This is a genomic window from Hymenobacter elongatus, assembly GCF_004745955.1.
In the GTDB taxonomy this organism is placed as follows: domain Bacteria; phylum Bacteroidota; class Bacteroidia; order Cytophagales; family Hymenobacteraceae; genus Hymenobacter; species Hymenobacter elongatus.
In genome coordinates, this window is record NZ_SRLD01000019.1 from 70,388 (window position 1) to 97,337 (window position 26,950).

At 56.2% G+C, this 26,950-nt stretch carries 29 protein-coding genes; 7 read left to right on the forward strand and 22 right to left on the reverse strand.

Annotated features, from left to right (window positions below):
* Position 1 precedes the first annotated feature (1 nt).
* The 7 genes from E5J99_RS11140 to E5J99_RS11170 all read right to left on the reverse strand — a co-directional run bounded on the left by E5J99_RS11140 (position 2) and on the right by E5J99_RS11170 (position 5,969).
* Positions 2–3,010 carry a WD40 repeat domain-containing protein gene (locus tag E5J99_RS11140; protein WP_135497878.1) on the reverse strand — a complete coding sequence of 1,003 codons (3,009 nt, stop codon included), beginning with the start codon at positions 3,008–3,010 and terminating at the stop codon, positions 2–4.
* Positions 3,011–3,097: 87 nt separating this feature from the next.
* Positions 3,098–3,739 carry a PD-(D/E)XK nuclease-like domain-containing protein gene (locus E5J99_RS11145; RefSeq protein ID WP_135497880.1) on the reverse strand — a complete coding sequence of 214 codons (642 nt, stop codon included), beginning with the start codon at positions 3,737–3,739 and terminating at the stop codon, positions 3,098–3,100.
* Positions 3,740–3,831: 92 nt separating this feature from the next.
* Positions 3,832–4,560, reverse strand: coding sequence for a hypothetical protein (locus E5J99_RS11150; protein WP_245318901.1), 729 nt, complete (start codon positions 4,558–4,560; stop codon positions 3,832–3,834).
* 64 nt (positions 4,561–4,624) lie between these two features.
* Positions 4,625–4,939 carry a DUF3846 domain-containing protein gene (locus E5J99_RS11155; RefSeq protein WP_135497882.1) on the reverse strand — a complete coding sequence of 105 codons (315 nt, stop codon included), beginning with the start codon at positions 4,937–4,939 and terminating at the stop codon, positions 4,625–4,627.
* Between the two features lie 70 nt (positions 4,940–5,009).
* Positions 5,010–5,213 (reverse strand): hypothetical protein, encoded by a 204-nt coding sequence (locus E5J99_RS11160; RefSeq protein WP_135497884.1) that lies wholly within the window; start codon positions 5,211–5,213, stop codon positions 5,010–5,012.
* Positions 5,214–5,260: 47 nt separating this feature from the next.
* Positions 5,261–5,656, reverse strand: a complete 396-nt coding sequence (locus E5J99_RS11165) for a hypothetical protein (RefSeq protein ID WP_135497886.1) — start codon at positions 5,654–5,656, stop codon at positions 5,261–5,263.
* Positions 5,649–5,969, reverse strand: coding sequence for a hypothetical protein (locus E5J99_RS11170; protein WP_135497887.1), 321 nt, complete (start codon positions 5,967–5,969; stop codon positions 5,649–5,651). Before E5J99_RS11170 ends, E5J99_RS11165 begins: the two co-directional genes overlap by 8 nt.
* 1,069 nt (positions 5,970–7,038) lie before the next feature.
* On the opposite strand from E5J99_RS11170, the gene E5J99_RS11175 reads away from it, so the two are divergent.
* The gene (locus E5J99_RS11175; protein ID WP_135497888.1) at positions 7,039–7,320 is read left to right on the forward strand and encodes a hypothetical protein; all 282 of its coding nucleotides are present in this window, start codon (positions 7,039–7,041) and stop codon (positions 7,318–7,320) included.
* Positions 7,307–7,768: a M15 family metallopeptidase gene (locus tag E5J99_RS11180; protein WP_135497889.1), complete on the forward strand. Its 462-nt coding sequence runs from the start codon at positions 7,307–7,309 to the stop codon at positions 7,766–7,768. The genes E5J99_RS11175 and E5J99_RS11180 overlap by 14 nt, the downstream gene beginning before the upstream one ends.
* Positions 7,769–7,829: 61 nt before the next feature.
* On the opposite strand, the gene E5J99_RS11185 is transcribed toward E5J99_RS11180, so the two are convergent.
* Positions 7,830–8,609 carry a nucleotidyl transferase AbiEii/AbiGii toxin family protein gene (locus E5J99_RS11185; RefSeq protein WP_135497890.1) on the reverse strand — a complete coding sequence of 260 codons (780 nt, stop codon included), beginning with the start codon at positions 8,607–8,609 and terminating at the stop codon, positions 7,830–7,832.
* Positions 8,602–9,225: a type IV toxin-antitoxin system AbiEi family antitoxin domain-containing protein gene (locus tag E5J99_RS11190; protein WP_135497891.1), complete on the reverse strand. Its 624-nt coding sequence runs from the start codon at positions 9,223–9,225 to the stop codon at positions 8,602–8,604. Before E5J99_RS11190 ends, E5J99_RS11185 begins: the two co-directional genes overlap by 8 nt.
* 145 nt (positions 9,226–9,370) lie before the next feature.
* Here E5J99_RS11190 and E5J99_RS11195 point away from each other — a divergent pair, with 145 nt between their 5' ends.
* On the forward strand, positions 9,371–10,321 hold the full coding sequence (locus E5J99_RS11195; protein ID WP_135497892.1) for an HNH endonuclease: 951 nt from the start codon (positions 9,371–9,373) through the stop codon (positions 10,319–10,321).
* Positions 10,322–10,379: 58 nt separating this feature from the next.
* On the opposite strand, the gene E5J99_RS11200 is transcribed toward E5J99_RS11195, so the two are convergent.
* The 10 genes from E5J99_RS11200 to E5J99_RS11245 all read right to left on the reverse strand — a co-directional run bounded on the left by E5J99_RS11200 (position 10,380) and on the right by E5J99_RS11245 (position 20,302).
* The gene (locus E5J99_RS11200; RefSeq protein ID WP_135497893.1) at positions 10,380–11,789 is read right to left on the reverse strand and encodes a hypothetical protein; all 1,410 of its coding nucleotides are present in this window, start codon (positions 11,787–11,789) and stop codon (positions 10,380–10,382) included.
* A complete protein-coding gene (locus E5J99_RS11205) occupies positions 11,789–14,056 on the reverse strand; it encodes an ATP-binding protein (RefSeq protein ID WP_135497894.1) in 2,268 nt (755 codons plus the stop codon). Before E5J99_RS11205 ends, E5J99_RS11200 begins: the two co-directional genes overlap by 1 nt.
* 1 nt (position 14,057) lies before the next feature.
* Positions 14,058–15,353, reverse strand: a complete 1,296-nt coding sequence (locus E5J99_RS11210; protein WP_167852083.1) for a DNA methyltransferase — start codon at positions 15,351–15,353, stop codon at positions 14,058–14,060.
* A gap of 268 nt (positions 15,354–15,621) precedes the next feature.
* Positions 15,622–16,251: a hypothetical protein gene (locus E5J99_RS11215; RefSeq protein WP_135497896.1), complete on the reverse strand. Its 630-nt coding sequence runs from the start codon at positions 16,249–16,251 to the stop codon at positions 15,622–15,624.
* A 67-nt stretch (positions 16,252–16,318) separates the two neighbouring features.
* Positions 16,319–17,764, reverse strand: coding sequence for a replicative DNA helicase (gene dnaB / locus E5J99_RS11220; protein ID WP_135497897.1), 1,446 nt, complete (start codon positions 17,762–17,764; stop codon positions 16,319–16,321).
* Positions 17,765–17,770: 6 nt separating this feature from the next.
* Positions 17,771–18,622 (reverse strand): hypothetical protein, encoded by an 852-nt coding sequence (locus tag E5J99_RS11225; RefSeq protein WP_135497898.1) that lies wholly within the window; start codon positions 18,620–18,622, stop codon positions 17,771–17,773.
* Positions 18,619–19,206, reverse strand: a complete 588-nt coding sequence (locus tag E5J99_RS11230) for a hypothetical protein (protein WP_135497899.1) — start codon at positions 19,204–19,206, stop codon at positions 18,619–18,621. Before E5J99_RS11230 ends, E5J99_RS11225 begins: the two co-directional genes overlap by 4 nt.
* A 65-nt stretch (positions 19,207–19,271) precedes the next feature.
* Positions 19,272–19,667, reverse strand: a complete 396-nt coding sequence (locus E5J99_RS11235; RefSeq protein WP_135497900.1) for a hypothetical protein — start codon at positions 19,665–19,667, stop codon at positions 19,272–19,274.
* A complete protein-coding gene (locus E5J99_RS11240; RefSeq protein ID WP_135497901.1) occupies positions 19,664–20,050 on the reverse strand; it encodes a hypothetical protein in 387 nt (128 codons plus the stop codon). Before E5J99_RS11240 ends, E5J99_RS11235 begins: the two co-directional genes overlap by 4 nt.
* A 27-nt stretch (positions 20,051–20,077) precedes the next feature.
* Entirely contained in the window at positions 20,078–20,302 is a 225-nt protein-coding gene (locus E5J99_RS11245) for a hypothetical protein (protein ID WP_135497902.1), read from the reverse strand.
* A 72-nt stretch (positions 20,303–20,374) separates the two neighbouring features.
* On the opposite strand from E5J99_RS11245, the gene E5J99_RS11250 reads away from it, so the two are divergent.
* Positions 20,375–21,121, forward strand: a complete 747-nt coding sequence (locus E5J99_RS11250; protein ID WP_135497903.1) for an XRE family transcriptional regulator — start codon at positions 20,375–20,377, stop codon at positions 21,119–21,121.
* Positions 21,122–21,260: 139 nt separating this feature from the next.
* A complete protein-coding gene (locus E5J99_RS11255) occupies positions 21,261–21,479 on the forward strand; it encodes a type II toxin-antitoxin system Y4mF family antitoxin (RefSeq protein ID WP_135497904.1) in 219 nt (72 codons plus the stop codon).
* Between the two features lie 399 nt (positions 21,480–21,878).
* Here E5J99_RS11255 and E5J99_RS11260 read toward each other — a convergent pair whose 3' ends face one another.
* The 3 genes from E5J99_RS11260 to E5J99_RS11265 are packed head-to-tail and all read right to left on the reverse strand — an operon-like array spanning position 21,879 to position 25,581.
* Positions 21,879–22,166 carry a DUF1376 domain-containing protein gene (locus tag E5J99_RS11260; protein WP_167852084.1) on the reverse strand — a complete coding sequence of 96 codons (288 nt, stop codon included), beginning with the start codon at positions 22,164–22,166 and terminating at the stop codon, positions 21,879–21,881.
* On the reverse strand, positions 22,163–22,309 hold the full coding sequence (locus E5J99_RS21270; protein ID WP_167852085.1) for a hypothetical protein: 147 nt from the start codon (positions 22,307–22,309) through the stop codon (positions 22,163–22,165). The genes E5J99_RS11260 and E5J99_RS21270 overlap by 4 nt, the downstream gene beginning before the upstream one ends.
* A 32-nt stretch (positions 22,310–22,341) precedes the next feature.
* The gene (locus tag E5J99_RS11265; protein ID WP_135497906.1) at positions 22,342–25,581 is read right to left on the reverse strand and encodes a PAS domain S-box protein; all 3,240 of its coding nucleotides are present in this window, start codon (positions 25,579–25,581) and stop codon (positions 22,342–22,344) included.
* Between the two features lie 623 nt (positions 25,582–26,204).
* On the opposite strand from E5J99_RS11265, the gene E5J99_RS11270 reads away from it, so the two are divergent.
* A complete protein-coding gene (locus E5J99_RS11270) occupies positions 26,205–26,606 on the forward strand; it encodes a hypothetical protein (protein ID WP_135497907.1) in 402 nt (133 codons plus the stop codon).
* Between the two features lie 42 nt (positions 26,607–26,648).
* Positions 26,649–26,950: IS1/IS1595 family N-terminal zinc-binding domain-containing protein (locus E5J99_RS22260; RefSeq protein ID WP_135497908.1), on the forward strand; the 302-nt coding region annotated here is incomplete at its 3' end.

The window sequence follows — 26,950 nt, forward strand, 5'->3', positions numbered from 1 at the left end:
TTTAGGCTGGGGCAACTGGCTGTAAACCGGTATTCCTGACTACAACCACCCCGTCATTGCTGATAGTCATTAGTTGGGTTTCATCTTCGGAGAAGGCTACGGCCTTGATTCCGCTTTTGGTGTCGGTTCCTTTTTTCCCGTGCTCAGTGAAGGTGGACACTACTGACGCTTCCGGAACAGTAACCAAGTATACTGCACTGGACTGCTTATGACCGTAGCCACCCAGAGTAATAGGATCATAGCTTTGGTGGGAAAGTGCCATGTGTGTACCGGAGGGGCTGAAGCCTAGAAAGCTTTTCCCCTTCACCGTATGTGAAATAGTTACCTGATGCTGCTTTTCGGTATCGATTCTTGCCAAGTCAATCAGGTATGTGTGACCATTGCTGTCATAGGTGGCGAAATAGTTGGTTTGTGAAATACCACAGAGCCACGCAGCTGTTTCTGGTTCGGAGTTGATATAGAAGCTATGCAGCGTTGGCTGTGAGTTGCTTTTGTTTAAATGTAAGCGGGCAAGGATAATCAGACCTCCACTGCTACCAGGCTTGCCAACTAAGCCTAGCCATTTGCTATCATGGGAGAAAGCTGCATAGTTGAAGAACTTTGTGAATTCTGGCAGCGGAATTTCTATGGACGGCGGCGAGTTGACTAACCCAGCTTCGACCACTTTCACAATGCGAATCAGGCACCCACTACTTATCCATTCGCTTCTTATACCCAGCATTTCGAGTGCTGTGCAGTGGGTATTGAACAGCTCATTACGATTTTTAGGATCATCATACAGATTCCTGTAATGCTCAAGCTGACTGGGAGAAATGTTACGCTTCAGCAACCGGTCATAATATCGGATTGAACACGATGTATGAGCGTACAAGCGGCCATCAGGACTCTTGAAACGATAGTAGTGGTGAGCCAGCGCGGGCACATATTCCATTGTTAGCGGATCCAGCACGCGAGTATTGCGAGAAGCGTTCTGCTCGAAAACTAAATTACCGGACTTATCGAACTCCACAAACTTATCGGTGAAGAACCGCACCGACGTGTTGGTTCTCAAATCGTAATAATTATACTTATTGCCGCCTTCCGAAAGCATAAGAAAATTCCCGTCCGGTGCCAGATGCGCCTCTCGATAGTTTTCCGAAGCCATACTTGGCAACATTGTTTCCTCATACTGTCCATTCTGTTCACAGTAGCGCAATAGGTACAGTTGCTGGGCGCGCCGGACGAGGACCTTGTGCAGGGAGCGGGAGGTAGCCTCAATGCTACCCGGAACAGCGGGGAAAACTTTGCCGGTAACCGGATGCGCCAGAGCCCTGTGAGTTGCTAATGTGGATTTGGCAGTCAACTGCAGACAGCCTGGCTCGTCACTGATTAAAGGGTGCTGGCCTAAAATTTCCTGCAGACCAGTGTTTGTGGGGGGAATGCTTGTGGCAGCGGTATCCAGATTGAATATTCTAAGCTCGCCATCAGGTGCTTCCGGCTGGTACCATATTACTCGTTGCGTCTTGATAGTGGCGCTAGTGAGCTTCTGGCCTCTGCGCTCCCAGGAAGATGGCTCTTTGTGCGTGAGAGGAATGCAGACAGTAGTGTGGGGCGTTTGTGCATATTGGTCGGCTATTACGTAACAACCTCCATCGGCTGTAAACAAAGGATTTATGTTATTGACCGAAGACGGTAATACCTTGACTACTGGCCCCAGAACGGCGTAGTTGATTTGATCGAACCATGCTCTCAACATTCCTCCCATCCAAGTAACCGAACTAATGGCCCCCGTCAGTAATTGCTGACCGATCCTGGAATTGGTCGCATGATAGACTAAGGATCCTTGGTTTATGCAATTTTCCTGCAGGCGCCCATTCCACTCACGGGCGGAGTTACGTGAATAATGTATCCCAGTGACGTGAGAAGACACGCTCACTGTAAACAGGTGTGTGCCTCCGGCAGTGGGAATGAGCGTGCAATCTTCATATTGGAAATCCTCATCACAAGCTACTACTCCCCAACCTTTGACTGAGAAGTTTTGTGATTCCGTGACGGGATAACGCTCCGATAGTATGCGCGTTATTTGCTCCTTGTTTTTCTGTTGGACAAGTTCGAAGGCCATTCCGCATCGGAACATTCCTTTCGTATCCAGACCACATTCGTTGGGTAGCGCGCATAATAACTGCTCCGTGCCGGCTACAACATAATCGGTGACGTATAATTGGTATCCTTCCCTGCGATACAGATGGCCATTAAGGCCGATGGCACTATCCAGTGATATTGGCACCTGTTTGATTTCGAGAGTTTCAGGGTTAATAAGGTGAGCTAATTGCCCGTGGCAACCAAATAGAAGAGCGGCGCCAGGGCTATATAGAACGTCTGCTTCGGTAACAAATCTGAAGTCAACCTGCCAACGTGTTTCTTCGGAGCACCAGATATGCTGCTCAAGCTGCTGTTGCCCCTGATTATAAACCCAGAGTTGCTGGTTATGGGGTGCATGTACAAGAGAATAGCCTTGCACCAGTTCATGCACAATCGTGAAACTGTGCAAGGAAAAGGTGGCGAAATTAGATAGTTGCCGCCCAGTAATCTGGTCAACACCCACGTCTGTGCGTAGCAGTAGGTGGTCCGTATCGAGAAGAGATATATTGGTAGGACTTAACGAGTTTTCTTCCCATACCTGATCTCCACCATCCCGCACGATGCTTAACCGGTCAGACATAAGCAAGAAAGTATAGGACACCTCATCAAATATGTATGCCTGTTTTAACTCGCCGGAACCTAGGCGAACAGAGTCTGACACGCTTACTTCCTGTTGCCAGGTCTGACTCTGAGATTCACCAGTGAACAGGTAACGCCCTGGCTGATCAAGACCCAGAAACGTAGTAGATTCATTTGCCTCCAGAGCTACCTCATTTATGAGTTTGTGATCATAAAAAACTTTTACGGTCGTTTTCAAACCCAACCCTACCAATTGAAATTGGGAATTGCGGAAGCCCTCAGAGGGAAACACTTTGAATAATGGGGTCATAATTACGTCTTCACAGTACAGCAGCAGGAAGCCATTTCCTATCAGGGAGGCTAATCTACCTTATAAACACCGGTTAGCGCTGAACACTTAGGCCTTCTGCCCGACGTAGGCGCATAGTAGCCGACAGTACTTCTTGCGGCCCTGCTCGATGAGGCCGGGCGTGGCCGTCAACTCAACGCGCCAAACGTCGTGTGGGGCCTTCTTCTGCACGCCGATGATGAGGAAGCGCGTGGCGCCGAGCACGTCGAGGTATAGGGCGGCCTGGCGGTCGTAGTCGTATTTTTCAATGGTGGTCAGGAAGTGGGCCAGGTCGGGGCTGCTGGTGGTCTTGAAGTCGATGAGCGTGAGCTGGCGGCCGGCGCGGCTACGCACCAACAGGTCGGGGCGCAGCTTCACCCCTACCCCGGTGGCTGTATGCACGGCGGTGTAGGACTGTTCGGCCTGGCCGCGGTAGAGCAGGTCGCGGCAGTAGCGCTGGCGGCGCACCTGGCGGGCTAGCTGCTCCAGGTCGGCCCACTTGATGCCGCGCTCGTCGGTGCGGGCGTAGGCGGCGGGTTCGAGGGTGGCGGTATGAAAATAGCTACCGTAGGCCAGCGCCACGGGGTTGGGTTGGCGGGTGAGGCCCAGCAACTCGTTTTTGAGGTTGCTTAAATCGGTGTTGCTGACCTGGGGTAGGGCGCGGTGCTGGACCTGGGTCAGGTCGGGGTGATGGATCAGGGTATGGAACATGAGGCTGGGCTTATGGAGGAGGAAGAAAAGAGGTTCTGGCCCGGTGGGGCCGCCCGCCTGTGGGCGGGACGGGCGGCCGGTGGCCTGGGCTATTAGGCAGCGGGCGGCAAGGCCGCCACTTCGGCGGCGGGCTGCTCGTCAGAGTGCTCTTGCTCAGTGGGCACGGTGTAGCCGTGCTGGATGCGCAGGTCGGCGGCCCCGGTGTAGGTTTCGGCGCGCCAGATGGGGAAGTCGCGGGCGTAGTCGCGGCGAGCGGCTACTTCGGCAGGGTCGGCGGCTTCGTAGCTGAACTGGGCAATGTAGTAGGTGGCCGTCTTGCCGTCCTTGGTGGTTTGCTTCTTCTCGGCCGTGACCTTTACAACCACGTCGGCTAGGGTCAGGTCGTCGTAAAACAGGGGCTCGATGAGGCGGTACAGGTTTTCGACGCTGTAGCCGTGGAAGAGCACGGCGCAAACTGCGCCCTTGTCGTCGGCAAAAAACAGCTCGGCCCACAGCTTGCGGCCCATGTTCAGAATATCATCCTGGAAAATGCGCCAGGCCAGCGGAATAAAGCGGAGCGAGTTGCCGAGCGGCGTAGTGCCGCCGATGTTGAACTGGCCGGCCTTGGCATCGAAACGCACCTGGCGGGGGTGGCCGGGCAGGTAGCGGAAGCGCGACACCTGGGCCAGCTCGCCGGTAGCCTCGTCCAGCTTCTCAATGAGGTAAGCAGCCCCACCCCCAGCCCCTCCCCGGTTGGGAGGGGTGAGTTCTAAAGTAGCCGTGGTTGGGACGGCGGCTTCTTCAGGGGCAGCGCTGCGTTGGGCTTTTACTTTGGTTGACATGAGGTAAGGGGTAAAGGGTGAAAAAGCGGGGCCGGCGGCGGGCCGGCCCCGTTGCTGTTGGTGGTTATTTGAATTGCTTGTCGTGGCACAGAATGGCGCGGCCCACGATGGAGTCCTGGCCGCGGGCGGCGGGCTGGTGCTGGTACCAGAGGTAGGTAGCCAGCAGGTTGAGGTAGCAGGGGTTGCAGAACTTGCCCTCTTCGTCGACGATTAAAATCAGCTCGGGCGTAAGGCGTATCACCTCGACCAGCTGGCAATCGAGCAGGCTGTATAGTTCCGCCAGCTTGAAGTTGCGGCCGTTTTTGGGGCTGATGGGCTGGGGCTCGGCACTGTGCGGGTCGAGGAGTTGGGGCTGGTAAGTAGTAGCAGATTTAGGCATGATGAAGCTGTTTAATGGGGCCAGCCTGGCTCGGCGGCCCCTGGTTGAAAAATTGATTTGGCGGGGTAGGCTAGTAGCCTTCGACCTCGAACATCATCTGTTCGTACTCGCCATCGTCCCACCCCTGCTGCTCGTGCTCGTGGTGGTACCAGGCCTGCCGCTCCCACTCCTGGCGGGCGGCCAGCTGATTGTAATGGGCGGCCTGGGCTTCATCGGCGGCCATGGCTTCGCCGATCAGGCCGTTCAGCTCGGCCTCCGTTGGGTGATATTCCATGAATAGTAGGCTTGTGGCCCGCACCGCAGCTGGCGCGGGCCGTTTGGCTAAAAGCGGGGGTAGCGGGCACGGGCGGCCTGCAAAGCAGCGCCGGCCGGGCTGGCGTGGAAGGCCGCGGCGGCGGCAGCGTAGGCGGCAAGGGCCTCTCGATAACGCACAATGGCGACGCGCAGCTGGCCAAAGCGGCCGGGCCGGGGGCGGTAGTCATCGCGCAGCGCATACCTGGCGGCGCGGGCGTCAAACATGACCGAGTGGGCGAGGGCCAACGCAAGGCGGGCCGCTATGGCGGCGGGGTCGATGGGAGCCGGCGCGGGCTGGGGAGGAGTGGCCGGGCGAGGCGGATACAGTGCCTGCAGCTGGTCCAGAGTGGCCTGCAGGGCAGCCCGCCGGCCGGCAGCCGCGCCCACAGTAGGCGCGGCTGGGGCAGTGGCTACACTAGGCATGAGCGGGTACCCCGGCAAACTCATCCTCAGCCTGGATAACCTGCCACACGGCGGCGAAGGCATAGCCGGGGGCCACGGCGCGCAGGGCACGGAAAGCCTGGCGCAGGGCCTCAAACGGGCAGGGTGAGGAGCCGGCGAAGCCACCGGACGGCTGACACGCGGGCCTTTCGGCCAGGCTGAGCATGACGTGCCAAGTGGAACTGCCCTGACCATAGGTAGCGGCAGACTGCGCAACATAGATGCCCGAGAACTGACACAGGGCGGGGCCTTTCCAGGCGGCAGCGGCAAGCTGCAAAAGTTGATTGGGTTGCATGGCTGTATGTGTTAGCCGTGGGGTGCCCGCGCCGTAGGCCTCCGGCTGGGGCAGTAGCCGGGTCTCTCCCGACTTGCTACCCTAATATACGAAATAAAGTAACACTTTGTTACATTTAGGAATGATATTTCAAGGTGGTAAACGCCTTTAGTTTCGCGGTGTTCAATCACAAAAAGTACAATAAAGACACCTGGCGCGGCTCGTTGCCAGGGCCGCCCCGCCAGAACGACTAGATGCCTTGCCCAGGGGGGTTGGGGGGGCGGGCTGAGGCCCCCAATGGATGCTCGGCGAAGCCGGCCTTGTGAGGCGGTAGTGGCCGACCAGCGGGAGGCTGCGGAAGCCGAGGCAGATGACTAGGCGTTAGCCTGGGCATGATGGCGGGGGCTTGGGGTACTCCCCAATGAAACCCTCCGCGAAGCGGGCCTTATTCTTTGGCCTGCGTGGCCTGAACGCAGATAGTACCAGCGGGCGGCAGGCTTTTCGGCCTGGGGCCTGCTCCTACTCCGGGGGAGCGGACTCGCGGTGTGGGCCTTTTTCAGGCCCGGCACGGCGGGGCCGTGGTGCGGTGGGCTGGCATTAGCGCTGTATCACAAGGCACTATTGCAGCTGTTGTGGCGGTGTGGTGGGGAGAGGGCCGGGACGGCGTGGAGCGGAGGAGCGGACGCCGCGTAGTGGGGTTTTGGGCGGAGGCACGGAGTCCAAAACCCTGCGGAGCAAGGTAGCAACGGAGTGGAACGGCGGCCGGGGCCGGGGCGGGGTTGGTGGGGACGGACGGGCGGCCCGTCCTGGAAGGCGGGCGGTGCGGCCGGCGGTGGGCGGGCGGAGCGTCAGGGGTTGCAGAGTGAGTGGATCAGTATCCGGATGGCGCTGGCTGCAGCAGGGATAGTAGCCAAGCCGACCAGCGGGAGGCTGCCCGTAGGGCCGTAGCGAAGCGAAGTGGCGGATAGCCCGGCCCGAAGGGGCTGCCCTAAAAAACACAAACTTCACGCAACGAATACCCAACAACTATGTAGCAAAATGTTACGTAAATTTGTAACACACTTTGCATCTATAACCAACCTCTTCCATCATGTTTAGTAGCACGAAAGCGGGACACCTGGCGCACATCCTGACAACGGCCCTCGTCGGACAAATGGCCAGCAATGAGCTGACGCCGCCGGACCCCGATAAGATTGAGAACTACGGGCACCTCATTATTCAGGCGTTGGTGGCTATCGTGACGATTTGGGCGACGGTGCGCAAGGCGCTGCAGAAACCTGAAAACGTGGTAAAGGGTCCGGTGGTGGGGGTGGTGACGGCCCCGGCAACGGCTGAGCCTACTGTTAGCACGGGAACTGATGGTACTGAATAAGGCACGACCTGGGGTGGATCGGGCGGCACCGCGGTTGAGCGGGGTTCAGCTGAAGGTGCAGGCGGCCCGGCTGGGGCAGGCGATGCCGAGCCTGGCGGCGGCTTACGCGCAGGCGCTGGCGCGGTGGTTGGGTGACCCGGTGCTCCGGCTGGCGGGGCGGCCGATTATTACGGAGTGCTACCGGAGCCCGGAGCGGCAGGATGAGCTATATAAGCAGGGGCGCAGCAAGCCAGGGCCGGTGGTGACGTACAAGCGCGGCGGGGAGTCGAAGCACAACCAGCTGCCGGCGCCGGCGCTGGATGTGGCCTTTCTGCTGCCGGATGGGGAGGTATCGTGGTCGGGGCTGCTGCTAGGCAAATTTGCGCGGCTGATGAAGGCAGCTGATGCGCGAGTGCATTGGGGCGGCGACTGGCCGAGGTTTAAGGACCGGCCGCATTTCGAGGTGTAGGGTGGAGATGAAACGAGCGGGCCAGGTGGTCCGCTCGTTTTGGTTTCGGAGGTAGTCCGTTTCAGCTTAACACCTGCCGGATGTATTGGGGGAACATAGTGACCAAGCGGTCTTCGCGGGGGTTGAAGAGGAAGGGGCGCACGTCGTCGGCCATGGCCTGCATATCGAGGGTTTGACAGTGGGCCAGCAGCTGGTCTTTGAGGTCGGCGGGAGTTTCGATGCCGCGCTTCTGGGTGAGGTAGGCGTAGTTGGGGGTGACCTGGCGGCCGAGCAGGAACACGGCGTCGTAGAAGTCGCGGCCCTTGTTGCGGACGCGGTTGAGAATGGCGTAGAACTTCTGGGCCAGCAGCAGGTCGGGCGGGGTAGTCTGAATTTGAGTGAAGACGTCGAAGCGGTTGAGCAAATGCAGCTCCGGCTCGAAGGCAAAGTGCTGGGGCTCGGTGTCGAGCTGGATGAGAATCTTCTCCTCGCGGTAGCCGCTCAGGCCCTCATTGAACAGCAACTCGGGAAAGCGGACGTGGCAGTGGTAGGCGTCTTTGAGCACCATCTTCATTTCAACATCGTAGCCCTCCAACTCCATGCCGCGGGCCACGATGTTGGCCAACTCGCCGAACTCGGCGGCGGTGACGCCGGTGTTGTCGAAATCGAGGTCTTCGGAAAAGCGGTTGTTGCCGTGGACGATGCGCAGGCAGGTTCCACCCAGGAAGAAGAACCGGTCGGCCAGCGGGCTGTCGTAGATGAGCTGGAGCAGCTTGTGCTGGAGGTACTCGCGCAGGATGAAGCGGCTGAAGGGCCGGAGCGCGGCCGGGTACTGGGCCTGAATCTGGGCGAGGCTAAGCATGGACCGGGAGGAGGGAAAGTAGCGCCTGGATGCGCTGGTTGAGGCGCTGGTGGGCGAACAGGGTTTGGTAGTCGGCGAGGCGGGCGAAGTTGAGCTTGTCGCGCAGTACGTCGGGGTTGAGGCGCAGGGCGGCGAAGTCGGCGGCGGTGCGCAGCTCAGGGTGCAGGTAGCAGTAGTCGAGCAGGGCCTTTTCGAGGTCGGCCATGAGCACGGGCCGGTTACCGGCGGGCCGCAGCACTTCGTAGCCGAAGTATAGGCGGGGCAGCAGGTGCTGGTATCGGAACGTACCGAGGGGCGTGTGGTACTCCTGGGTTTTGCGCGGGCTCACGGAGGTAAGCGTGTACACGCCTTCGGGAATCAGGCCGTGGTAGGAAAAAGCTGTTTCCAAAGACAGGTAGGCGGGCTGGTAGATGCGGTTGGCGGTGAACCAGAGCAGGGCCTCATCGACGGGTGTCTCGGTGAAGCGGTACCAGCGGTTGACGATGCGCTGCAGATAGCCACGGGCCTGCCATTCGACCAGGCGGCGCTTGTCGAAATCGGGAAAAGCCTGGCGCAACTCGTGGCTGGATACGAGGCCCTGGGCGGCGAAGCGGGAACGGACGGCGAGGTAGTTCATTTCTAAAAGTTGTTAAATATAACATCTTTTAGAAATGAAGTCAATAAGGTTGTCGCTTATATCTAGGCGTACTCGGCGCAAGGTGCTAGTATTGTGGTAGCAACCACTTCTACTTTCAGCTACATCCTCTGCTATTTTGAGTTACTTGGCATCATACCTGGCCCGGCTTACCAAGCTAAAAGTAGATGCCCGCACGGTGGCGGGGGTAAGCCTAGAGTCGCCCTACAAGCCGGCGCTGCTACTGGCCGTGCTGGAAGGTATCGAGGAGCAGACCATCCGGGATAACCGCATTGCTATTACGCCAGAACTGATTGCGGGCTTCAAGGCGTACTGCCAGCTGCTGAGCCCGGGGCCGGAGTACGGTGGGTGTCCGTTTCAGCTGCCGTTTTTCCATTTGCGGAGCAGTGGGTTCTGGCATCTGCACGCCCGGCCAGGCCGGGAGCTGGTACCAACGGCGTCGAAGTCGGTGCGCAGCTTCGGGCATCTGCGGGACGTAATCAACTATGCTTCGTTAGATGCGGCGCTGTGGGAACTGCTGTTGCAGCCAGTAGCCCGCGAAGAAATCAGGCAGGCGCTACTGGTACGCTACTTCCCTCTGACTCGGCATTACTTTCGGCCGCGGGCGGGCCTGGAGCGGCTGGATGAAATGGGCCGGCAGATGCTGGAGGAACCGGCGGCCGTGTACAACCGCGCAGTGGACGTTGCCGATGAAACGGCCCTGGCGGAACGCAGTGGGGTGTTTGTCCGGGAAGTGCTGCGGGCTTATCAGTCGACGTGTGCGGTGTCAGGGCTGCAGCTGGTGAGCACCACGGGGGCGGCGCCGTTGCTGGATGCCTGCCACATTGTGCCATGGTCGGTGAGCCGCGATGACACGATTGGGAACGGGCTGGCGCTATGCCCAAACCTGCACCGCGCCTTCGACCGGCACCTGTTCTGGATTGATGAAGACTACCGGGTTCGCGTGTCTGAGGGGTTCGGAGAACTGGGCGGGCACGAGTATGGCGTGCAGCGATTCAATGGGCAAACGCTGCGGCTGCCGAAGGCGCGGGCATGGTGGCCGCGGGTGGAGAACCTGGCGGCGCAACAAAAGCTATAAGCTAAACCGCTTCTCCAAAAGCAAGAGGAAGAAAACTTGCTTTTGGAGAAGCGATTCCTTATTTCTGCTCTGGTGCCGCCTGCTCTGGTGCCGCCTGCTCTGCTACGCTAGCGGCTTGTTCCAGGCGTTTCTTCTCTTCGTAGGCAGCTTTCCTCAATGCACCACTAGCGTCTTTTTCCTGCTTTGCAAGGGCTTTTTTAAGGGCTATTTCTTCCGGACTTGCTTTAGGCTTTTCGTGCTCCAAACGTTTGTTGTAAGCATCTACTTGACTAGCATTAAACGTTTTGATAAGGTCATTGACGGCTGGAACACCTACCCGACCATGCCAAGATGAATAACGTTGACGAAGTTGCTGTATATATGGCGAGTTAAGCTTATAGTGACGTGCCAAATCTGTAAGAAAGTCTTTGGATACAGTTTCAAGTGCAGTCAAGAAAACGATGCAAGCTGGAAGAAGCATTGCCTCATTCCTGTAAGGGAACGAGGGTAAATAATGCTTTGCTGTAGCATTCTGGTTGAACTTGTCCAATCCCTTGTCAATGCCAAATTCTGCAGTAATATCCTTTTTAGAAAACCTGAGGATTTCCAAATTGCTCTTCGGGATAGCAGGTACACTGTCACGAATATAAACTTCACATTCTGGTGTAATCAGTATTGCATACTCATCATCTGAAATCTCAAATATATCACCAGTAGCAAAAGGCACCTCAGTGCCGTGAATTTTCGTGTAGTAGATACGTTGAAAAAGCTTTGCTGCTGCCAGTTCAGATGTATTGGTCCCGTTTTCATTGCCTTGAGTTAAAATCATGGCTTTTAATCCTGGGTTCTGAACTAGTTGCTCAGCCAAAAGATTGTTCAAAAGTTCGATGACTTCTGAAATAGCGTTGCTATTATCCTTTACACTTGATTTATAGATATCCCTAACCCAATGCTTATTAACTGCAGCTAATTCACCAAAAATGGATTGTAATGACTGATTAATCGCGCGGCCCCAAGCAACTGAAAAATCTAAGTTTTGGTTTGCAAGTGCGAACTCTTTTAATTCTTTTTTTATTTCTTCAAATTCGGCAAGTAATGCGTCTCGCTCATCTATTTTGATGACTTTCTGTTTTATTACTACTCGTCCTGGAAAAAGAATATGCAATCTGTCTACTGCATCTGCAGGTATATCGGCAGCTGAATAAACGAAAATCTTTGAGAAGAGCTTCAACTCCTCTAAAATCGACAAGGGGTTTTGAGGAGGTGCATCAACAAAGTCTGGGTCATGGGATAAGAATTCCCAATCTAAAATTATAACGTCGAAAGTAGAAACTGAAGTAAGCGCCTGCTTCAAATGGTCTAGATTGTCTACTGGAAGTACTACGAACTCCTTTTTAAACAACTTGTAGAGCTCATACTCTGGTTCATCGTCTGAATGAACCCGGTCATCTGCGAACAGTACGACTCCTTTGATATCAATCGTATCCATTACGCTTCTTGGGTTTCGAATTGGATTAGGAAATTAGCTCCCTTCAGCAAACGTTCCGGGCTGCTGTATACTACGCTTATGGTAGCCCCCATTCGGGCCAGTAACTCTCGGGCGATATACAGGCCTAACCCGCGTCCTGAGGCTTTTCTAGAATAAAAAGCTTCGAATACAGCGTCGGCGAGTTCGGGGCTAATACCAATACCACTGTCTGCTACAAGAAGAGTTTTTTGGTTCCCATCAACTCGAAAAAGAAGCTCTTTCTGCACATTTGGCGCGCTTCCTTTTTCCTTCAACCAGTAGAGTGCGTTATCTACCAAGTTTATTAGAACTTGCAATATTAAGCCTTGTGGGGTAGTCAGCAGCAAATCTTTTCCTACTACCTCTACTGTAACTTGAATGTCAGAACGCAATTCATGTCGGAAGTAACGGACCGTTTTGTCAACAATTTCCTTTACATTGACGATATCATCAGTACGCTTAGAAATGCGGAATAAAGGTTGTATGATTTGCATTTCGTTGTAGACAATGTCTACGTTGTCGCGCATTTCAGTCAGCAAGTCCTTTATTCTTCTGGTAACAGGACCATCTTGCTCTAAGCGCCGCCGTAATTCATCAATAGTTCTAAATAGCCTACCAAGAACCATAATGGCATCATGGGATGACTTTTCCACCGCTAAACCTAGACCTGCTAAGTCTTCGTATGTTTCCACCCGTTCCTTCATCAGGGCATTGTGGGTTCCGTAGACCTGCAAAAACTTATTAGTAGACTCTAAAAGCTGCTGTTGCTCTTTCGGGTCGGTTACTACCTGATTTATTCTTTTGACTAAGTCCTCGTGTGCTAGTTCTAAACTTCCTTCTGTTGACTTAAGGTTTTGGTTTTTAATTATTTCCTCCTTAACAATATCCAAATCGGATTCTGCTTTCATTGCATTTAATGCGCCAATAAGCAGTGTTTTGAAGTCGTCATAAGCGCCTTCTACGTCCATCATGCCATATCGGCTGGTCGTATCCTTCAGCTTTGGATTTTCTTGGCCAGTAATATAAACGAAACCGATAATCTGGTTTATGTTATAATAATCTCCGGCTTTGTCGGTTGCGCGACGTTGTGAAAGTTCAAGCCAATCATAATCCTTTTCACCAAATGGATACACGCGGATACCATCACGAAATACAAATACGTTATGGGCAGCTAAAAATTCCTTTTGTCGACTATTTAACAAGCGTGTTTTAGGACGCATGTCATATACGTAGAAGGAGAAATGTATTTTTCCTTGCTTAGGTAGCCGCTTTAGCTTCCTGCCCCCGGCTTCCTTTACCTCTTGAGCTTCAAACCTGGCTTTAATAGCTTTTGAAGAAAAAGTGTAATCGCCGTAGTTTAAAAGGTTAATGGTTCTTTTGCTTTCGCGCTTCTTGAATGGGCCTGAAGCTAAATAATCGTATTCCAGTACACCTTTTTCGCTAATCGTCCCTATCATTTGAAAAGGCGCAAGACTAAGCATTTGGCTCCAATGAGTCTCCGCTTTCTCTACCTCTTCGCCATTAACAATTAGCTTGAATTCGAAGTCAGCTAATACCTCATAAGTATCGGGATTGTGTTCCTGCTGTAGAATGTCTGGAGGCGCTACAAGCTTTTGTAGGGATGCAGAAAGCGACGCAAAGTCATCATCGCTCCAATTTTGCTTAAGCTTATTTATCCGAATAAGTGTGCCTGGGCCTCCTGTGAATACGACAGGTGGTTCATTAATGACGTAGTCATTGCTGATTTCACTCAGTAATTTATACTCCTCTGGAGCGGCCTCATCTTCATTGTCGTAATCAGCGAAGTCAACATGCAGTTGTACTTCTGGGTCATTCGGGGTTTTACTAAAAATAGAGATGTCTTGTCCTAGCTTATTAATTGCAAAGCGCCCAATTCCTTTCTCGCCCTGCATTGTCCGGTTCATAACCGGCGTTTTCAGGTTCTGCTTCTTTAAAAGAAGTTTATTGGGTGTGCCTGGATTCAAGTAAACGTTTAGTAAAACGTCCTCATTCATGCCTAGACCATCGTCCCGAATTTCAATATAAGATTTAGGGTTTGGTGGCTGTTCACCATTTTGGGGAGTCCAGTTTTTAAACTCAATTGTTACGGAAGTAGCATCCGCATCATAAGAGTTTTTTACAATTTCCACCAAAGCCACAATCTTATCTGTGATGAGTTGGTCACCCAATATGCTCATTAGCCGTGCATATGGCTTAAATGAAGCTGTGCCCTTCTTGATTACTGGCATATTATTTTCTCAAGATAAGTATGTGCTCGGTGGGATAAACTTCAATTGCATTTTCGGTTCCCTCAAACACTTTAGGTAAAATTCGACCCGTTACCGCATGTCGCAGAGAGGTTAATCGTTTATTGGGAATGGGGCGCTCCCATACATTCTCAATAGAGAAGCCTAGGGGCTCTAGTAGCTCCAAGAAGACTTTGTGATTGTCGATTTCATACCCTCTAAAACGACTATTGCCGATTACTATGCAGAAGTGCCCCCCTGGTTTCAGCGCTTCATATGTAGTTGCAAAACAACGTTGCATTGAAGCAAAGTACCGCTCCACTCTTTTCTGTGCAAGCGGTTTCATAACCTTACGCATCAGGTCCAAAGACGCACTTGTAACAAGTGTTTCTTCTACCATTCTCTCTTCATAGAGCTGTGTGCCTATGAATCCCAATTTTTTGAAACTGGTGACTGTCTGAGTGTTCCATAACCAGTATGCTGTAAGCTGATGCAAGTCAGCGTACTCATAGGAGGTAAGGTAAGGAGGACTTGTGATTACAGCATCAAATCGGTCCTTGCCGAGTGAGTGTCTGTTAATGTCGTCACAGATTACTTCTGGCCGGTAGCAGGCTTGTTGACGCAGATGTTCAGCTGATGCTGAATAACGCCTTGCTACCTCTTTCGCCTTTCTGGTAAACACTTCAGCGACCCCTGGCACTTGCCGGCGATAACGCACATTAGGTTGTCTATCTGCTGGGTCAGTTGGCAGCAATGGACGACAATCCAACTGTGGCTTAACACTCCAGTCGAGCCAGTTAGAAGCGGGCTTCAAAGAGCTTGAAAAGATTAGCAACAGTAAGTCCTGTAAATCAATATCTTCTTCTTTCTGAATCTCTTCCAGTAGAAATGCTAGGGTTACTATGTTTTCTGGTGAAAACCAATGAAGCAAGCGCTCCATGTTCTTGCCCTTCAATAGTTCTATTACTCGCTCAGACTCTATAGATTGATTTCGTGCGGAATCCAGCGCATTCGCTAATACTTGCGCAGATGCTAGAATCAAGACTTCCGGCTCTACAATAGCAGTTTTAGCCCGTGTAATGAGAGATGCTACCGGATTCACATCAACGGCTAGCGAATGCCTGCCCAAGCACATTGCTTCTAGGTTCGTAGTACCACTCCCTGCAAAAATGTCGGCGATTAAGTCCCCCGGTTTGCTAAAAGATTTTATTAACTCGTTAACCAGCTGAGGAATGAATTTAGCTGGATAAGAGTGAAGGGCATGTGTTCTTTCATCTGTATTCGCACTGCGAAAACCCAAGTCCTCTCGGGTTATGGTAGTAATGGTTCGCACGCAGTAGCTTTATGAGGCAGTGGATAGTGGCTATCCGTGTAGTACAAGAAGAAAAAAGCCTCCCTCTGACTCGTTTAAGAAGAGTAGGGGCAGTTTGCTACAAACATACACAGGAATACAGTGCACAACCTAAAGCAATGTGCTGTTTTCTGTGAAGGGTTTTCTATATGCATATGCCGTTGTCGTGCTCGCTAGAGCAGAAAATTCGTGCGGCTGCTTGGTCAATCTAATACCGCTATCCTGGCTTTTCGTTAGCCTCAAATACGGCGCGGGCGAAGCCGGCGGGCGTGGCGGAACGCAGATTGGCGCGGTTCTTTGAGTCGGGCAGGTTGTGCATTTTGGAGCCGAGGATGGGCACTACGGCCTTGTGCTCGGGGAGCTGAAAGCCACCGCCGGTCCACAGGCAGGTGCGCTTGGTATAGGCTTCGCTGAGCTGGCGCTCGGGTGGTAGGTAACCGGCGTAATCGCAGGGGTCGAAACGGAAGTCCGGGGGACGCCAATAGGTGCTGACGGTGCTCACCGGGTTCTCGATGAAGTAGGGGGCCTGGCACCAGGCGGCGAGACGGGCGGACCATTCGAACAACTGCAGGGCCTTGATGACGCTGCCGAGGCCTTTGCGGCGGAAGTGGGCGCGGCCGGAAATGGCGGTGTCGGTGCAGGGCGGGAAGAAGGCGGCGAAGGCCACGGGGCCGTAGGGCGGCAGCCATTCGCGCACGTCGATGCCGACGCGGATGATGTTGCCCTCGCGGGTTTCGCCGGGCGGGTGCTGGAGGTCGACGCAGTAGCAGAGGTAGCCGGCATCGGCCCACGGCTGCACGAGCGTGGTGGTGAGGTCGAAGCAGCTGATAACGATGGGGGTTGGCATATGGTTTTGAGCTGTTAGCCTATGGCTTTTAGCTATTGGGTTTTGGGAAGAGGCTACAAGTCAGCCGTTAGAAACTGACAGCGTGAGAGTGCAAGTCACTGAACACGCCCCGGCGGAGGTTGCAGGCGGCTACTACCTCGTCGGTGGCGCCGTTGCGGTGTTTGGCCATGTCGAACAAGATGGTATCGGCGGTGGGAGTGCCGTCGTCGTACTCGGGGATGCTGTAGTACTCGCCGCGCCAGAGGAAGACGATGCAGTCGGCATCCTGCTCCAGGCTGCCGGACTCGCGCAGGTCGGAGAGCATGGGGCGTTTGTCTCCTCCCCTTTTCTCCACGTCGCGGGAAAGTTGGCTGAGGGCGATGACCGGGGCATTTAGTTCCTTGGCCAGTTCCTTGAGGCCGCGGCTAATGCTGCCGACTTCCTGCTCCCGGTTGCCTTTGGTGTCGCCGCGCATAAGCTGGATGTAGTCGACCAACACCAGGCTCAGCGGGTGCTGGGCGTGGAGGCGGGCGCACTTGGCGCGCAGCTGCTGGATGCTCAGGCCGGGAGTGTCGTCAATGTGGAGCTGGTGGCCGTGGGTTTGGAGGCGCTGGGCCTGCTGGCGGATATGGGCTACCTGGTCGAGGCCGCCGGGAAGGTTGCCGCGGCGCAGGTCGGAATTGCTGTAGCCGGGGACTTCGCTGGCCACCATGCGCTGCATGAGTTGCAGGGTGGGCATTTCGAGGCTGAAAATGGCGGTGTGGTGGCCGTAGTCGAGGGCGGCGGTTCGGGCAAAATGCAGCAGGGCGGCAGTTTTGCCCATCGCGGGCCGGGCGGCGAGAATGATGAGGTCGGAGGGCTGCCAGCCGCCGGTAAGGCCGTCGAGCTGGGTGAGGCCGGTGGGAATACCGGTGAGGCCGTGCTGCTGTACGGCTTGGGCCAAACGGTCGAAGGTGGCGTCGAAAGCGGCGGCGGCCGTTTGGCCGGGGCGGGTTTCAAGGGTGCGGTGGAGGCTGGTGAGGTGAGTTTGGGCGGTGGCCAGCAATTCGAGCGGGTCGCGGGTGTTGTCGTAGCCATAGGCGGCCAGCTCCGAGCCGGCGCGGATGACCACGCGGCGGGCGTGCTGCTCCTGCAGGATGCGGCAATGGCTATCGAGGTGGGCGGCGGAGTTGATGCGGCTGGTGAGGCCGGCCACGAAGGCTGGGCCGCCGGTACGTTCCAGCGTGCCACGGTGGCGCAGCTGCTGCACGACGGTGAGGAGGTCGGCGTGCTGGCCGGCCTGCACCAGGTCGCGGATGGCCAGGTACACCTGCTGGTGGGCAGCGGAATAGAATACTTCCTCGGTAGGCAGCGTGGCCAGCAAAGTGCGCTGGGCGGGAGCTTCGAGCAGGGCAGCACCGAGTACGGCGGCTTCCAGGTCGAGGGCCTGGGGCGGCAGAGCCCCACCCCCAACTGCAAATGCTTGATTCGCATTACCCCGGTAAGGAGGGGGGCCAGACGTTGCAGAGAAACGGGCGGGTTGGGTTGGGGTCATAGTGGGTTAGCTCCAGCGGGTGGGGTCGGTGGGTTTGGGGGCGGTGCGGGCGCGAGCCGGGGGCGCAGCCTGGCTGGTGCCGTGGGGGCCGGCAGCCTGGAATTGGAGGCGGCGGCGCATCCAGCCGCGGAACGCGGCGCGCCAGTCGGCCATGGGGGTTTTGCCGCTCACGCGCCAGCCGTTGCTTTCGTAGTGGTCGTGGAAGGCAGCGGCTTCGGTTTGGGCGTCGGGGCTGCCGGGGTGTTGGTCGGCAGCGTAGGCCTGGACGTCGGCGAGCGTGGGAGCCCCTCCCCCAGCCCACCCTCGCTTGATGCGCGACATCCGGTAGGGAGGGGAGCCTGACGACTTTTTTTCTTTTGACTCTGACTTCTCAGCGGTGGGCGCGGGCGGGGCGGCGTCAGCCGCCTCTCCCTCTATTATTGAAGTTGTAAGTGAAGTTGAAAATGAAGGGGTTGGGATTTGCTTATCCCCGATGGTTGGGGTTTGGTTGGGCTTTTGGTTAAGCAAATTGGGGTTACCGCCCTTTTTACCGGCGGCGGTGCGTACCCGGCGCAGCTTCTCATCTTTAACCATGCGGCGACAGAACAGCGCGCCGTCGGACTCGCGGCGGCTGACCACGCCGTAGTCGAGCAGGGTGGTTAGAATTTGGTTAGCCGTTTGGTTATCCAAACCCAGGCGGCGGGCAATGACGGCATCGGGCATGGGCTGGCCGTTGACGAGGAGCACGCCGCGCTCGTCGCTGTCGTGCATCATCAACAGCAGCTCAAACCAGGCCCCACGCTGCGCGAGGTCGAGGGCCTGGACGCCCTGGTCCTTGTGCCAGTCGCCGGGGTAGAATTGGATAGCCGGGAGTTTCATGCGCGCGGTGGCGTGGGCACCAGCAGGGCACTAGTGGTGGCAGGCTGTTCGAACAGGTCGAGTTGGCGGTACTCGGTGCCTTTACCGCGTAGGGCGGCTTCCACTTCGGCCAGGGCAGCCTGGAGTGTGGTTTCGAGCAAACCGGTGTAGGGATAGGTGGCCTGCTCGTCGTCGAAGGATTGGTAGGGTGAAGTCAGGTTGAGCACCTTGCCGCCAGTGAGCTGGCGCTGGCCAATAAGGGTGACGCCGCCCTGGTGGCGGCCCACCGAGAAGCCAGTGACGGTGAAGGGCTCGAACAGAGCGGGTAGCTCCTCGGCCTCGTCGGGCCAGAAGTCGGATGTCTCAGTCAGCTGCTCGGCCAGCAGGCAGAGGTGCGGCACCAGGCGGCTGAGGGCATGGGTCAGGTCAGGGTGAACCTGATCGGTGCACGTCAGGGCGAAGGCGCGGGGTGGGGCCTCGTCGGTTCGCTGCTCGGTAAATTCGCAGGTGAGGTGCTGGTCTTTGAGCTTGACCTTCTGGATAGTGATGAGGGAAGTAGTAGCCTCCGGACTATCCGGGCCGACGATTGGCAGTAGCTGGGACATTGGGGAACGGGGAATTGAGCCGCCTGTACTGGCGGCGGGTGAGTCTACTGTTTTTGAGTAGCGGATTAAGCGGGGCGGAAGGGGGAGCGGCGGCCGCGCTTAGCGCGGGGAGCAGCGGCGGCTACCGGCTCGGCATCGGTGCGGTTGCGGCACTGCCAGTCGTGGATCTGGGACAGCAGCACCCGGTCGCCGCGGCTGGACTCGCCCGCGAGGTAGTGCAGGCGGCGCGGGTGGTGCTCGGGCAGGCGCATGTAGTCGCGCAGAGTCTCGGGGTGCAGATCGAGCAGGGCGGCCGTGCGGGGCACGGAGTAGGCCGGGTCAGGCGTGGGGGCGGTTTCGAGCTGGCGGCGGGCCTCGGCGGCGCAGGCTTTCTCCAGCGACTCGCGCACCCAGGCGTGGTCGTCGGGCAGGCGCACGGTGATGTGCAGGCCGTCGGCGGTGGTGGTGGATAGCTCGGTCATGGCTGCGGGGGCGTGAGTCGTTCGGGGAAGAAGCAGCCACCCTTCTGCGCTACCGGGGCAATGCCTGAGGCCTGGCGGTGGCCGAGGATGAGGGGAAGTTGCGTGAGGACCTTGGCGGCAGTGGCGGTGTCGAACTCATAGCGCCACAGTTCCAGCCAGACAGCTTCGCGGTGAGTCAGGAAGGAACTGTCGAGAAGGACGCTCAGCTCGTAGCGCTGGGTGGGCGTCGGGCGGGAAGAGTAGGCGGTAGTGTCTTTGGGAGGACAGGCCCGGATAGCGGCCTCCAGGGCCGCCATGGCCGCACGGGGCTCTTCGCGCAGGTAGGGCGCCAACGGCAGCGGGCGGTGCGGGTAGGGCTGATTGGCTTCGATAAAGAGCATCATAATCAAAGGGGTAGTGAGGTGAATGGGCTAGGACTTGAGCTGAGTGAGGTCGTGCTGGACCTGCTGGCTGCCGGCGGCCTTGATGAGGCGCACGGCTTCGGCTACGGCGGGATGCGCGGGCTTCCCCTTCTGTAAGGCCTTCGACACGGCCGCGTGGGAGATGTTGAGCTGGCGGGCGATGTTTGAAATAGCGCCGTGGGGCAGCAACGCCCGGAGGTCGGGCGGCGTAGTGATGGTTTCAAGTGGTTGCATTTGGAATTTTATTGTTACATTTGAAGGCGGACAATCAATCCAAATGTAAGTAAAAGTTACCAAAAGTTGCAAATGATACCTGCCGAGAAGAAAAAAATCAGTGCGGTTACCCCGATGCCGTCGCTGACTATTGGTGAGCGACTAAAAGTGGTGCGCCAGTCGCGGGGCATGACGCAGCAGGAAATGGCGGACTTGCTGGGTGTTTCACGTCCGTTGATAACGCAACTGGAGGGGGGCCGCCATCAACCCAGCAGTGAGGCGCTGGAAACCATCGTGGACAAGTTGGGCATCAGTCGCAACTGGCTGTGGTTTGGCAGCGGCCCGATGGAGGAGTTTAGTCCGGTGGGCGGCAACGTGCAGATACTGGGCGACCTGGAGGAGGCCGATTACCTGGACGTGAAGCTGGTGACCTGCAAGGTGCGCGGCGGCTTCATGGATCTGATGGATGATCGGGAACTGGACGCCTACGAGAACCTGACCAACGTGCGCATCTATGACCCGACGCCCGAGATGCGCAAGCCGGGGACGCTGGGCTTCGAAATTGACGGCGACTCGATGGAGCCGCAGTTGCGGTCGGGAATGCGCGTGGTGGGCGTGCGGGTCGGGCTGGACAATGTGAAGTATGCCACCAGCGGCGTGTACGTAATAGCCTTCGCCGATCAGCTGACGATTAAGCGCATCAAGGACAATGATATTCTGGAGCGGGGGCTGCTGATGCTTCACGCGGATAATCCCTTGGCGGGCAGCTTGCCGGTAGCGGCAGAAGACATCCGGGCCATGTGGAAGGTGAGCCGAATTATTTACGGCGACGTTATCTGATTGGGAGGCTAGGCAGACTACGGTGTCAGCCTACGTATACCCGATTGGGTATAATCATGCTCTTAATTCCTGTATTTATACCTCATCGGGTATAATACTCATGTATCAGGCCGTTATTACACCCGAACGGGTACATCTCATGACAGTGACACTGGCAGCCTTCGTGAAGGAGCGCCGCCGCCTGCTCCGGCTTTCGCAGCCCGACCTGGCGGCCAAGGCGGGCGTGGGCCTGCGCTTTGTGCGCGAGTTGGAACAGGGGAAAGTAACCCTGCGCCTGGACAAGGTCAACGCCGTGCTGCAGCTGTTCGGGCACGTAGTGGGGCCGGTGCCCATGAACCGCTTACTAGAACCGGTATAACCCCATGCGCCAGGCCGAAGTATGGATGCACGAGCAGGTAGTGGATTGGCAGGAAAATAATTATCTTCCGTTAACTATTTCTCAGGGAGCGGACCGGACGAACAAAACCGGGACAGAGGCTGATACCGGGACATAAACCGGGACAATTTCCTGCCTAAAACCGCTTTTAAAGCTTAAATAAGCAATTCCGCGTTCCCAGGAGGGAGCGCCACAGCTTAGAAAGTCCGCCCATCCAGGCGGACTTTCTTCGTTTTCAGGCCTGTTTTTGAATTTGCATCTGCGGGACGTAATCGACTATGCTTCGTTGGATGATATGCTGTGGAAAATACTGTTGCAGCCAGTAGCTAGCAAAGAAATCAGGCAGACGCTACTGACACGCTACTTCCCACTGACCCGGCACTACTTTACTTCCTGCACTAGACGTGGGCTGCAGCGCAAGCTGGGTTCTTCGGCGGCCAGCGGAAACTTGCCAAGCAGCAGCTCGCGGCTGTCAGCCCACTGGTCAGCGGAGAGGCGGGCGGTGCGGCGAAGGCGGTTTGCGTCGGCGGTCAGGTAGCCAGGACGGTCGGACTGCCAGGAATTGAACAACAGCAAACAGTAAGCTCCCACTTCGTGGGCCTCCATCGGTTGCACGTCGGGCGAGCTTAGAAAGTCACCCGTGTGGAAGAGAAAGACGGAGGCCTTCATGCCAAGGAGGGAATGGGGATGTAGGGAACGGCAACCGTGGGCTCGAACAGGTCGAGCTGGCGGTAGTCGGTGCATTGGCCGCGTAGGGCGGCTTCTACTTCAATAAAGTATTTGCCCCGACCCCGAGGATTTAACCAGGACACTTTGCCACATCTGTCTTCTGTTCACAGCTTGCCTAATTAGATGAACTCTCATTCGCTCGCGCCGCAGAGAAGGTTTGCGCAAGCAACAGCAGCTTTTCCTCTAACTCCTGAGCGGCCAAGGCGCAGGCCACTTCTATCTTCGAAAACAAGGACAACAGGCTGCTCATGGTTTCCTGGCTGGCCCCATCGCCGACGGAAATCAGGGTAACCGCCATACTCTGAATGGATTTGGTGATGTCCTCCAATTCCGGGTCCATACCCATCGTGGCGAAAGTAGGGATGATGGAATGCGTAGCACGTTTCAGGGCAATCCAGTCCTTTTCAGCAATGGCCTTTTTCATGGTCTGCACCAACTGTGGAATTTCCTGCAGGTAAAGGCCAATCATCTCGGCCATACGAGCGTCGCTTTTAGTTATCCGTTTCAGGTACTCAAAGTTGACGCAGGTGAGGGGCTGGGGTTGCAAATCGCGCGGAGTCGGTGCAACGGTAGCTTTGTCGGAGTCGGACTGCTTCAGATACTTGATAATTTTGCTGTAGAGCAGCTTGTCATCGATGGGTTTCGAGATATAGTCGTTCATGCCCACGGCCTTGCACTTCTCTACGTCCACCGTTGTCACGTCGGCCGTCAGGGCGATGATAGGCACCGTCAAGCGCAGCTCATTGCGGATGTATTCCGTGGCCTCGAAGCCGTTCATGACCGGCATCTGCAAGTCCATGAGCACAATGTCGTAGCGGGTGGTGCGCAGCTTTTCGAGGGCAATTTTTCCGTTGCCGGCCACGTCCATATCAAAGCCGAAATCCTCCATCAGCGTCCTCATCAGCAGCTGGTTCAAGGCAATGTCTTCCACCACTAGGATTTTAACATCTTTGAAGCCGGTTTCCAACTCAACGGGCAGGCCCAATTCGGCGTCGGCTTTCTCGGTGGTTTTGCCAAAGCTCAGGATGAAGCTGAACGTGGAGCCTACCCCTACCCTGCTTTTCACGTTGATGGTGCCGCCCTGGGGCTCCACTAGGTTCTTGACGATGGCCAAGCCCAGCCCCGTGCCACCGTACAGGCGGCTAGTGCCGCTGGTAGCCTGCTGAAAATCGTCGAATACCGTGCTCAGCTTGGCCTCCTCTATACCAATGCCGGTATCAGTAACCGAGAACTCCAGGATGACCTTCTCCGCGTCCTGCACCAGCATCCGCACCCCCATCGTGATGGTGCCTTCGCTGGTGAATTTTACGGCATTGCTCACCAAATTCAGAATAACCTGGTGCAGGCGCACCGGGTCGCCCACCAGCACCTCCGGAATTTTGGCGTCGTAGTCCATCACCAAGGCTAGGTTTTTCTCCTGAATCTTAGTTTCGAACAGATGCACCATAGCCGACACCGACGCGGCGAGCTTAAACGGGATTTTCTCAAACGTCATCTTGCCCGCGTCCACCTTGGCCAAGTCCAGAATGTCGTTGATGAGCACAATCAGCGTGTCGCCGCTGAGCTTGATGGCCGTCAGGTATTCCTTTTGCTTCTCCGTCAGCTGCGTCTTCAGCACCACCTTCGTGAAGCCAATGATGGCGTTCATGGGCGTCCGGATTTCGTGGCTCATGTTACTGAGAAACTGTTGCTTCGCCTTCACCGCGTTTTCGGCAATGCCGGTGGCGCTTTCGGCTTTGGCCTGGGCTTCCACGGCCAGCACGGTGGCGCGCTCAGCCGCGAATTTGGCCTCGATTAGCTCCGTCGCAATACGCTTCTGGTCCGTCACGTCGCGGGCCACAATCACCACGCCCAGCACCTTGCCCTCGTCGTTCTTGTACACCGACCCGTTGAAGAGCACGTCCGTCAGCTTGCCGTCTTTGTGGCACAGCGTAAGGGGCGAATCGGCCACCGTGCCCTTGGCAAAAACTTCCTGATACACTTCGCGCGCCATCTGCGGGTCAGTGAAGTAGACGAAGAAATCGGAGCCAATCAGCTGGGCACGGTCCATACCCGTGATGTTCACCGTGGCCTGGTTCATGTCCGTAATCTTCCCTTCCGGGCTGATGGTCACCAGCGGGTCGCGGCTGGCCTCAATCAGGCCCCGGGCGTAGTTGGCGACACGCAGTTCAGCAGCCCGCTTCACTTTCTCGTCGTTCTGGAAGGCCAGCTCCTTGTTGGCAATGACCAGCTCGGCCGCCCGCTTTTCCTTCTCATCGTTTTGGAAGGCCAGCTCAATGTTGGCAATACTTAGCTCCTGGGCCCGCTTCTCCTTTTCATCATTCTGAAAGGCCAGCTCCGCATTGGCAATAATCAACTCCTGCGCCCGCTTCTCCTTCTCGTCGTTCTGAAACGCCAGTTCAGTGTTGGCGATACTAAGCTCAGCCGCGCGCTTCTCTTTCTCATCGTTCTGAAACGCCAATTCGGTATTGGCGATGCTCAGCTCCTGAGCCCGCTTTTCCTTCTCATCGTTCTGAAAGGCCAGTTCGGTATTCGCTACGCTCAACTCCTGGGCCCGCTTCTCCTTCTCGTCGTTCTGAAACGCCAGCTCCTTGTTAGCAATACTGAGCTCGGCCGCCCGTTTTTCCTTCTCGTCGTTTTGGAAGGCCAGCTCTTCATTCGCAATGCCGAGCTCGGCCGCGCGCTTCTCCTTTTCGTTGTTTTGGAAGGCCAGCTCTTCGTTAGCAATACTTAACTCGGCGGCGCGCTTTTCCTTCTCGTCGTTCTGAAAGGCTAGCTCTTCGTTGGCTACGCTTAGCTCCTGGGCGCGCTTTTCCTTCTCATCATTCTGAAAGGCCAGCTCTTCGTTGGCAATGCCAAGCTCCGCCGCTCGTTTTTCTTTCTCATTATTCTGGAATGCCAGCTCTTCATTGGCAATGCTGAGCTCGTCGGCGCGCTTCTCCTTCTCGTTGTGCTGGAAGGCGAGTTCTTTGTTAGCAATACTCAGCTCCGTCGCCCAGTTTTTCTCGGCCACTTCTCGGGCCACTATCACTGCGCCGAGCACTGCGCCCTGCTCGTCCTTGTTCACGGAGCCATCGAACGACACTTCGGTTAGAGTGCCATTGGCGTGCCGGAGCGTGAAGGATACATTGCTGAGCGTCCCGTTGGCCACAACCTCCCGGTAGGCATCCCGCACCAATTCTGGTTCGGTGAAAAGGGCGAAAAAATCGGCCCCCATCAACGTGTCGCGGCCCATGCCCGTCAAGGTTACAGCTGCCTCATTGATATCGAGGATGCTGCCCTTCAGATTAACAGTAACCAATAAATCCTGGCTTGCTTCAATCAGCCGACGGTACTTTTTTTCGCTTTCCTTCATCGTGGGGAGGGGCCACCGGCCTCACAGGCCAGCATTGACTTATTTAAAGTTGGAGGCAAGTGTACCGGGTGCTCAAGAAATGGAAATCCCCCGGCTTAATACAGGCTGGCAAATATAGACTTGCTGCACAACAGCGCCCAAGCGGAGGCTTAACCCAAAACTGAGGCCCATGTAAGGTACCGATTTTTTATTTCAGGAATATTTGTATTCCGAGCTGCTTAACGGGTCCTACCGTCAAAGGGTCTAGCCTACTAACACAGTAGGCCCGTGGGCGGTGAGCCGCTGCCGGGAAGTGGCCATAGCCACCCCAGCGCGGATGGAGTCTAGCTCTTGCGCAACCTCAGCACCGGAGGCAACGTGGCAAGTCATAGCGTAGCGCGTTGAGGAGACTAGCAAAGGGGTGCCGACGCGCCAACTGTCAGGTTCCCCTTCCTGTCTGTGAGCTTCCGGTGTGGAAAACAACCCCCGCAACCCTGCAGGAAATTTCGCACCTTACTCCGACATCCATAACCTCTTGCCTTTGGCAGAAAATGTTAGCCAAAAGGCAGTAAACTTGCCGACCATAAGCAAAGGGCGGGGCTGGCAGCCTTCCTCCGTCCGAACGTCCTTCTGTCTCTCTCAGCATGCATCTTCTAGCTACCTATCCGTATCTGAACCTTTACCTCTACGAGGGGACTTCCCGCGCTATCGAGGCCCAATGGCTAGGCTTCGTCAGCAGCAGCTTGCTGCGGCAGGCTACGCTGGATTGCGTCGAGCATGCCCGTCAGCAACGTATTACCGGCTGGATAGCGGACGACCGGCTGCTGGGACCAGTGCGCCCGGTAGATCTGGAATGGATTGCGCAGCAGGTATTTCCCCGCCTAATTGAGCTGGGGGTGCAGCGGTTCGCTCGCCTTGAGGGTGTTGATCCTCTCAACAAACTGCTTATTGGCCAAGCGCAGGAGACAGCTCAGCAACAAATGCCGTTTGAGCTACTGGCCTTCACAAACCTGACGGCGGCGCGGAACTGGGCCTGTGGTGATTAGCACTTGTTTTAGTGGACAAACAATACTAAAAACGTTTCTCCCTTGGGCGGTGGTCTAAAAGGCGGTTTTTGCGTAGCTTGGCAGCTGATCCAGAACACGTTATACTGTGGCAAGTGCGGTAGCACGGCCCTGCGCAAGAACGGCAGCAGTAAAGGCAAAGCCAAGTACCGGTGTACGAGCTGCCGTCACCAGGCCGTTTTTACCCCGGCCGCGCCGATACGGGCGGTCCGCTACGCCCAGGTCGAAAGGCTGCTGCTCGAACGCGTCTCGCAGCGCGCCATCGTGCGCCCGAGCGGCGTGGCGCGCATGACGGTGGCCACGCTGGCAAAAAAAAGCCCGGACGC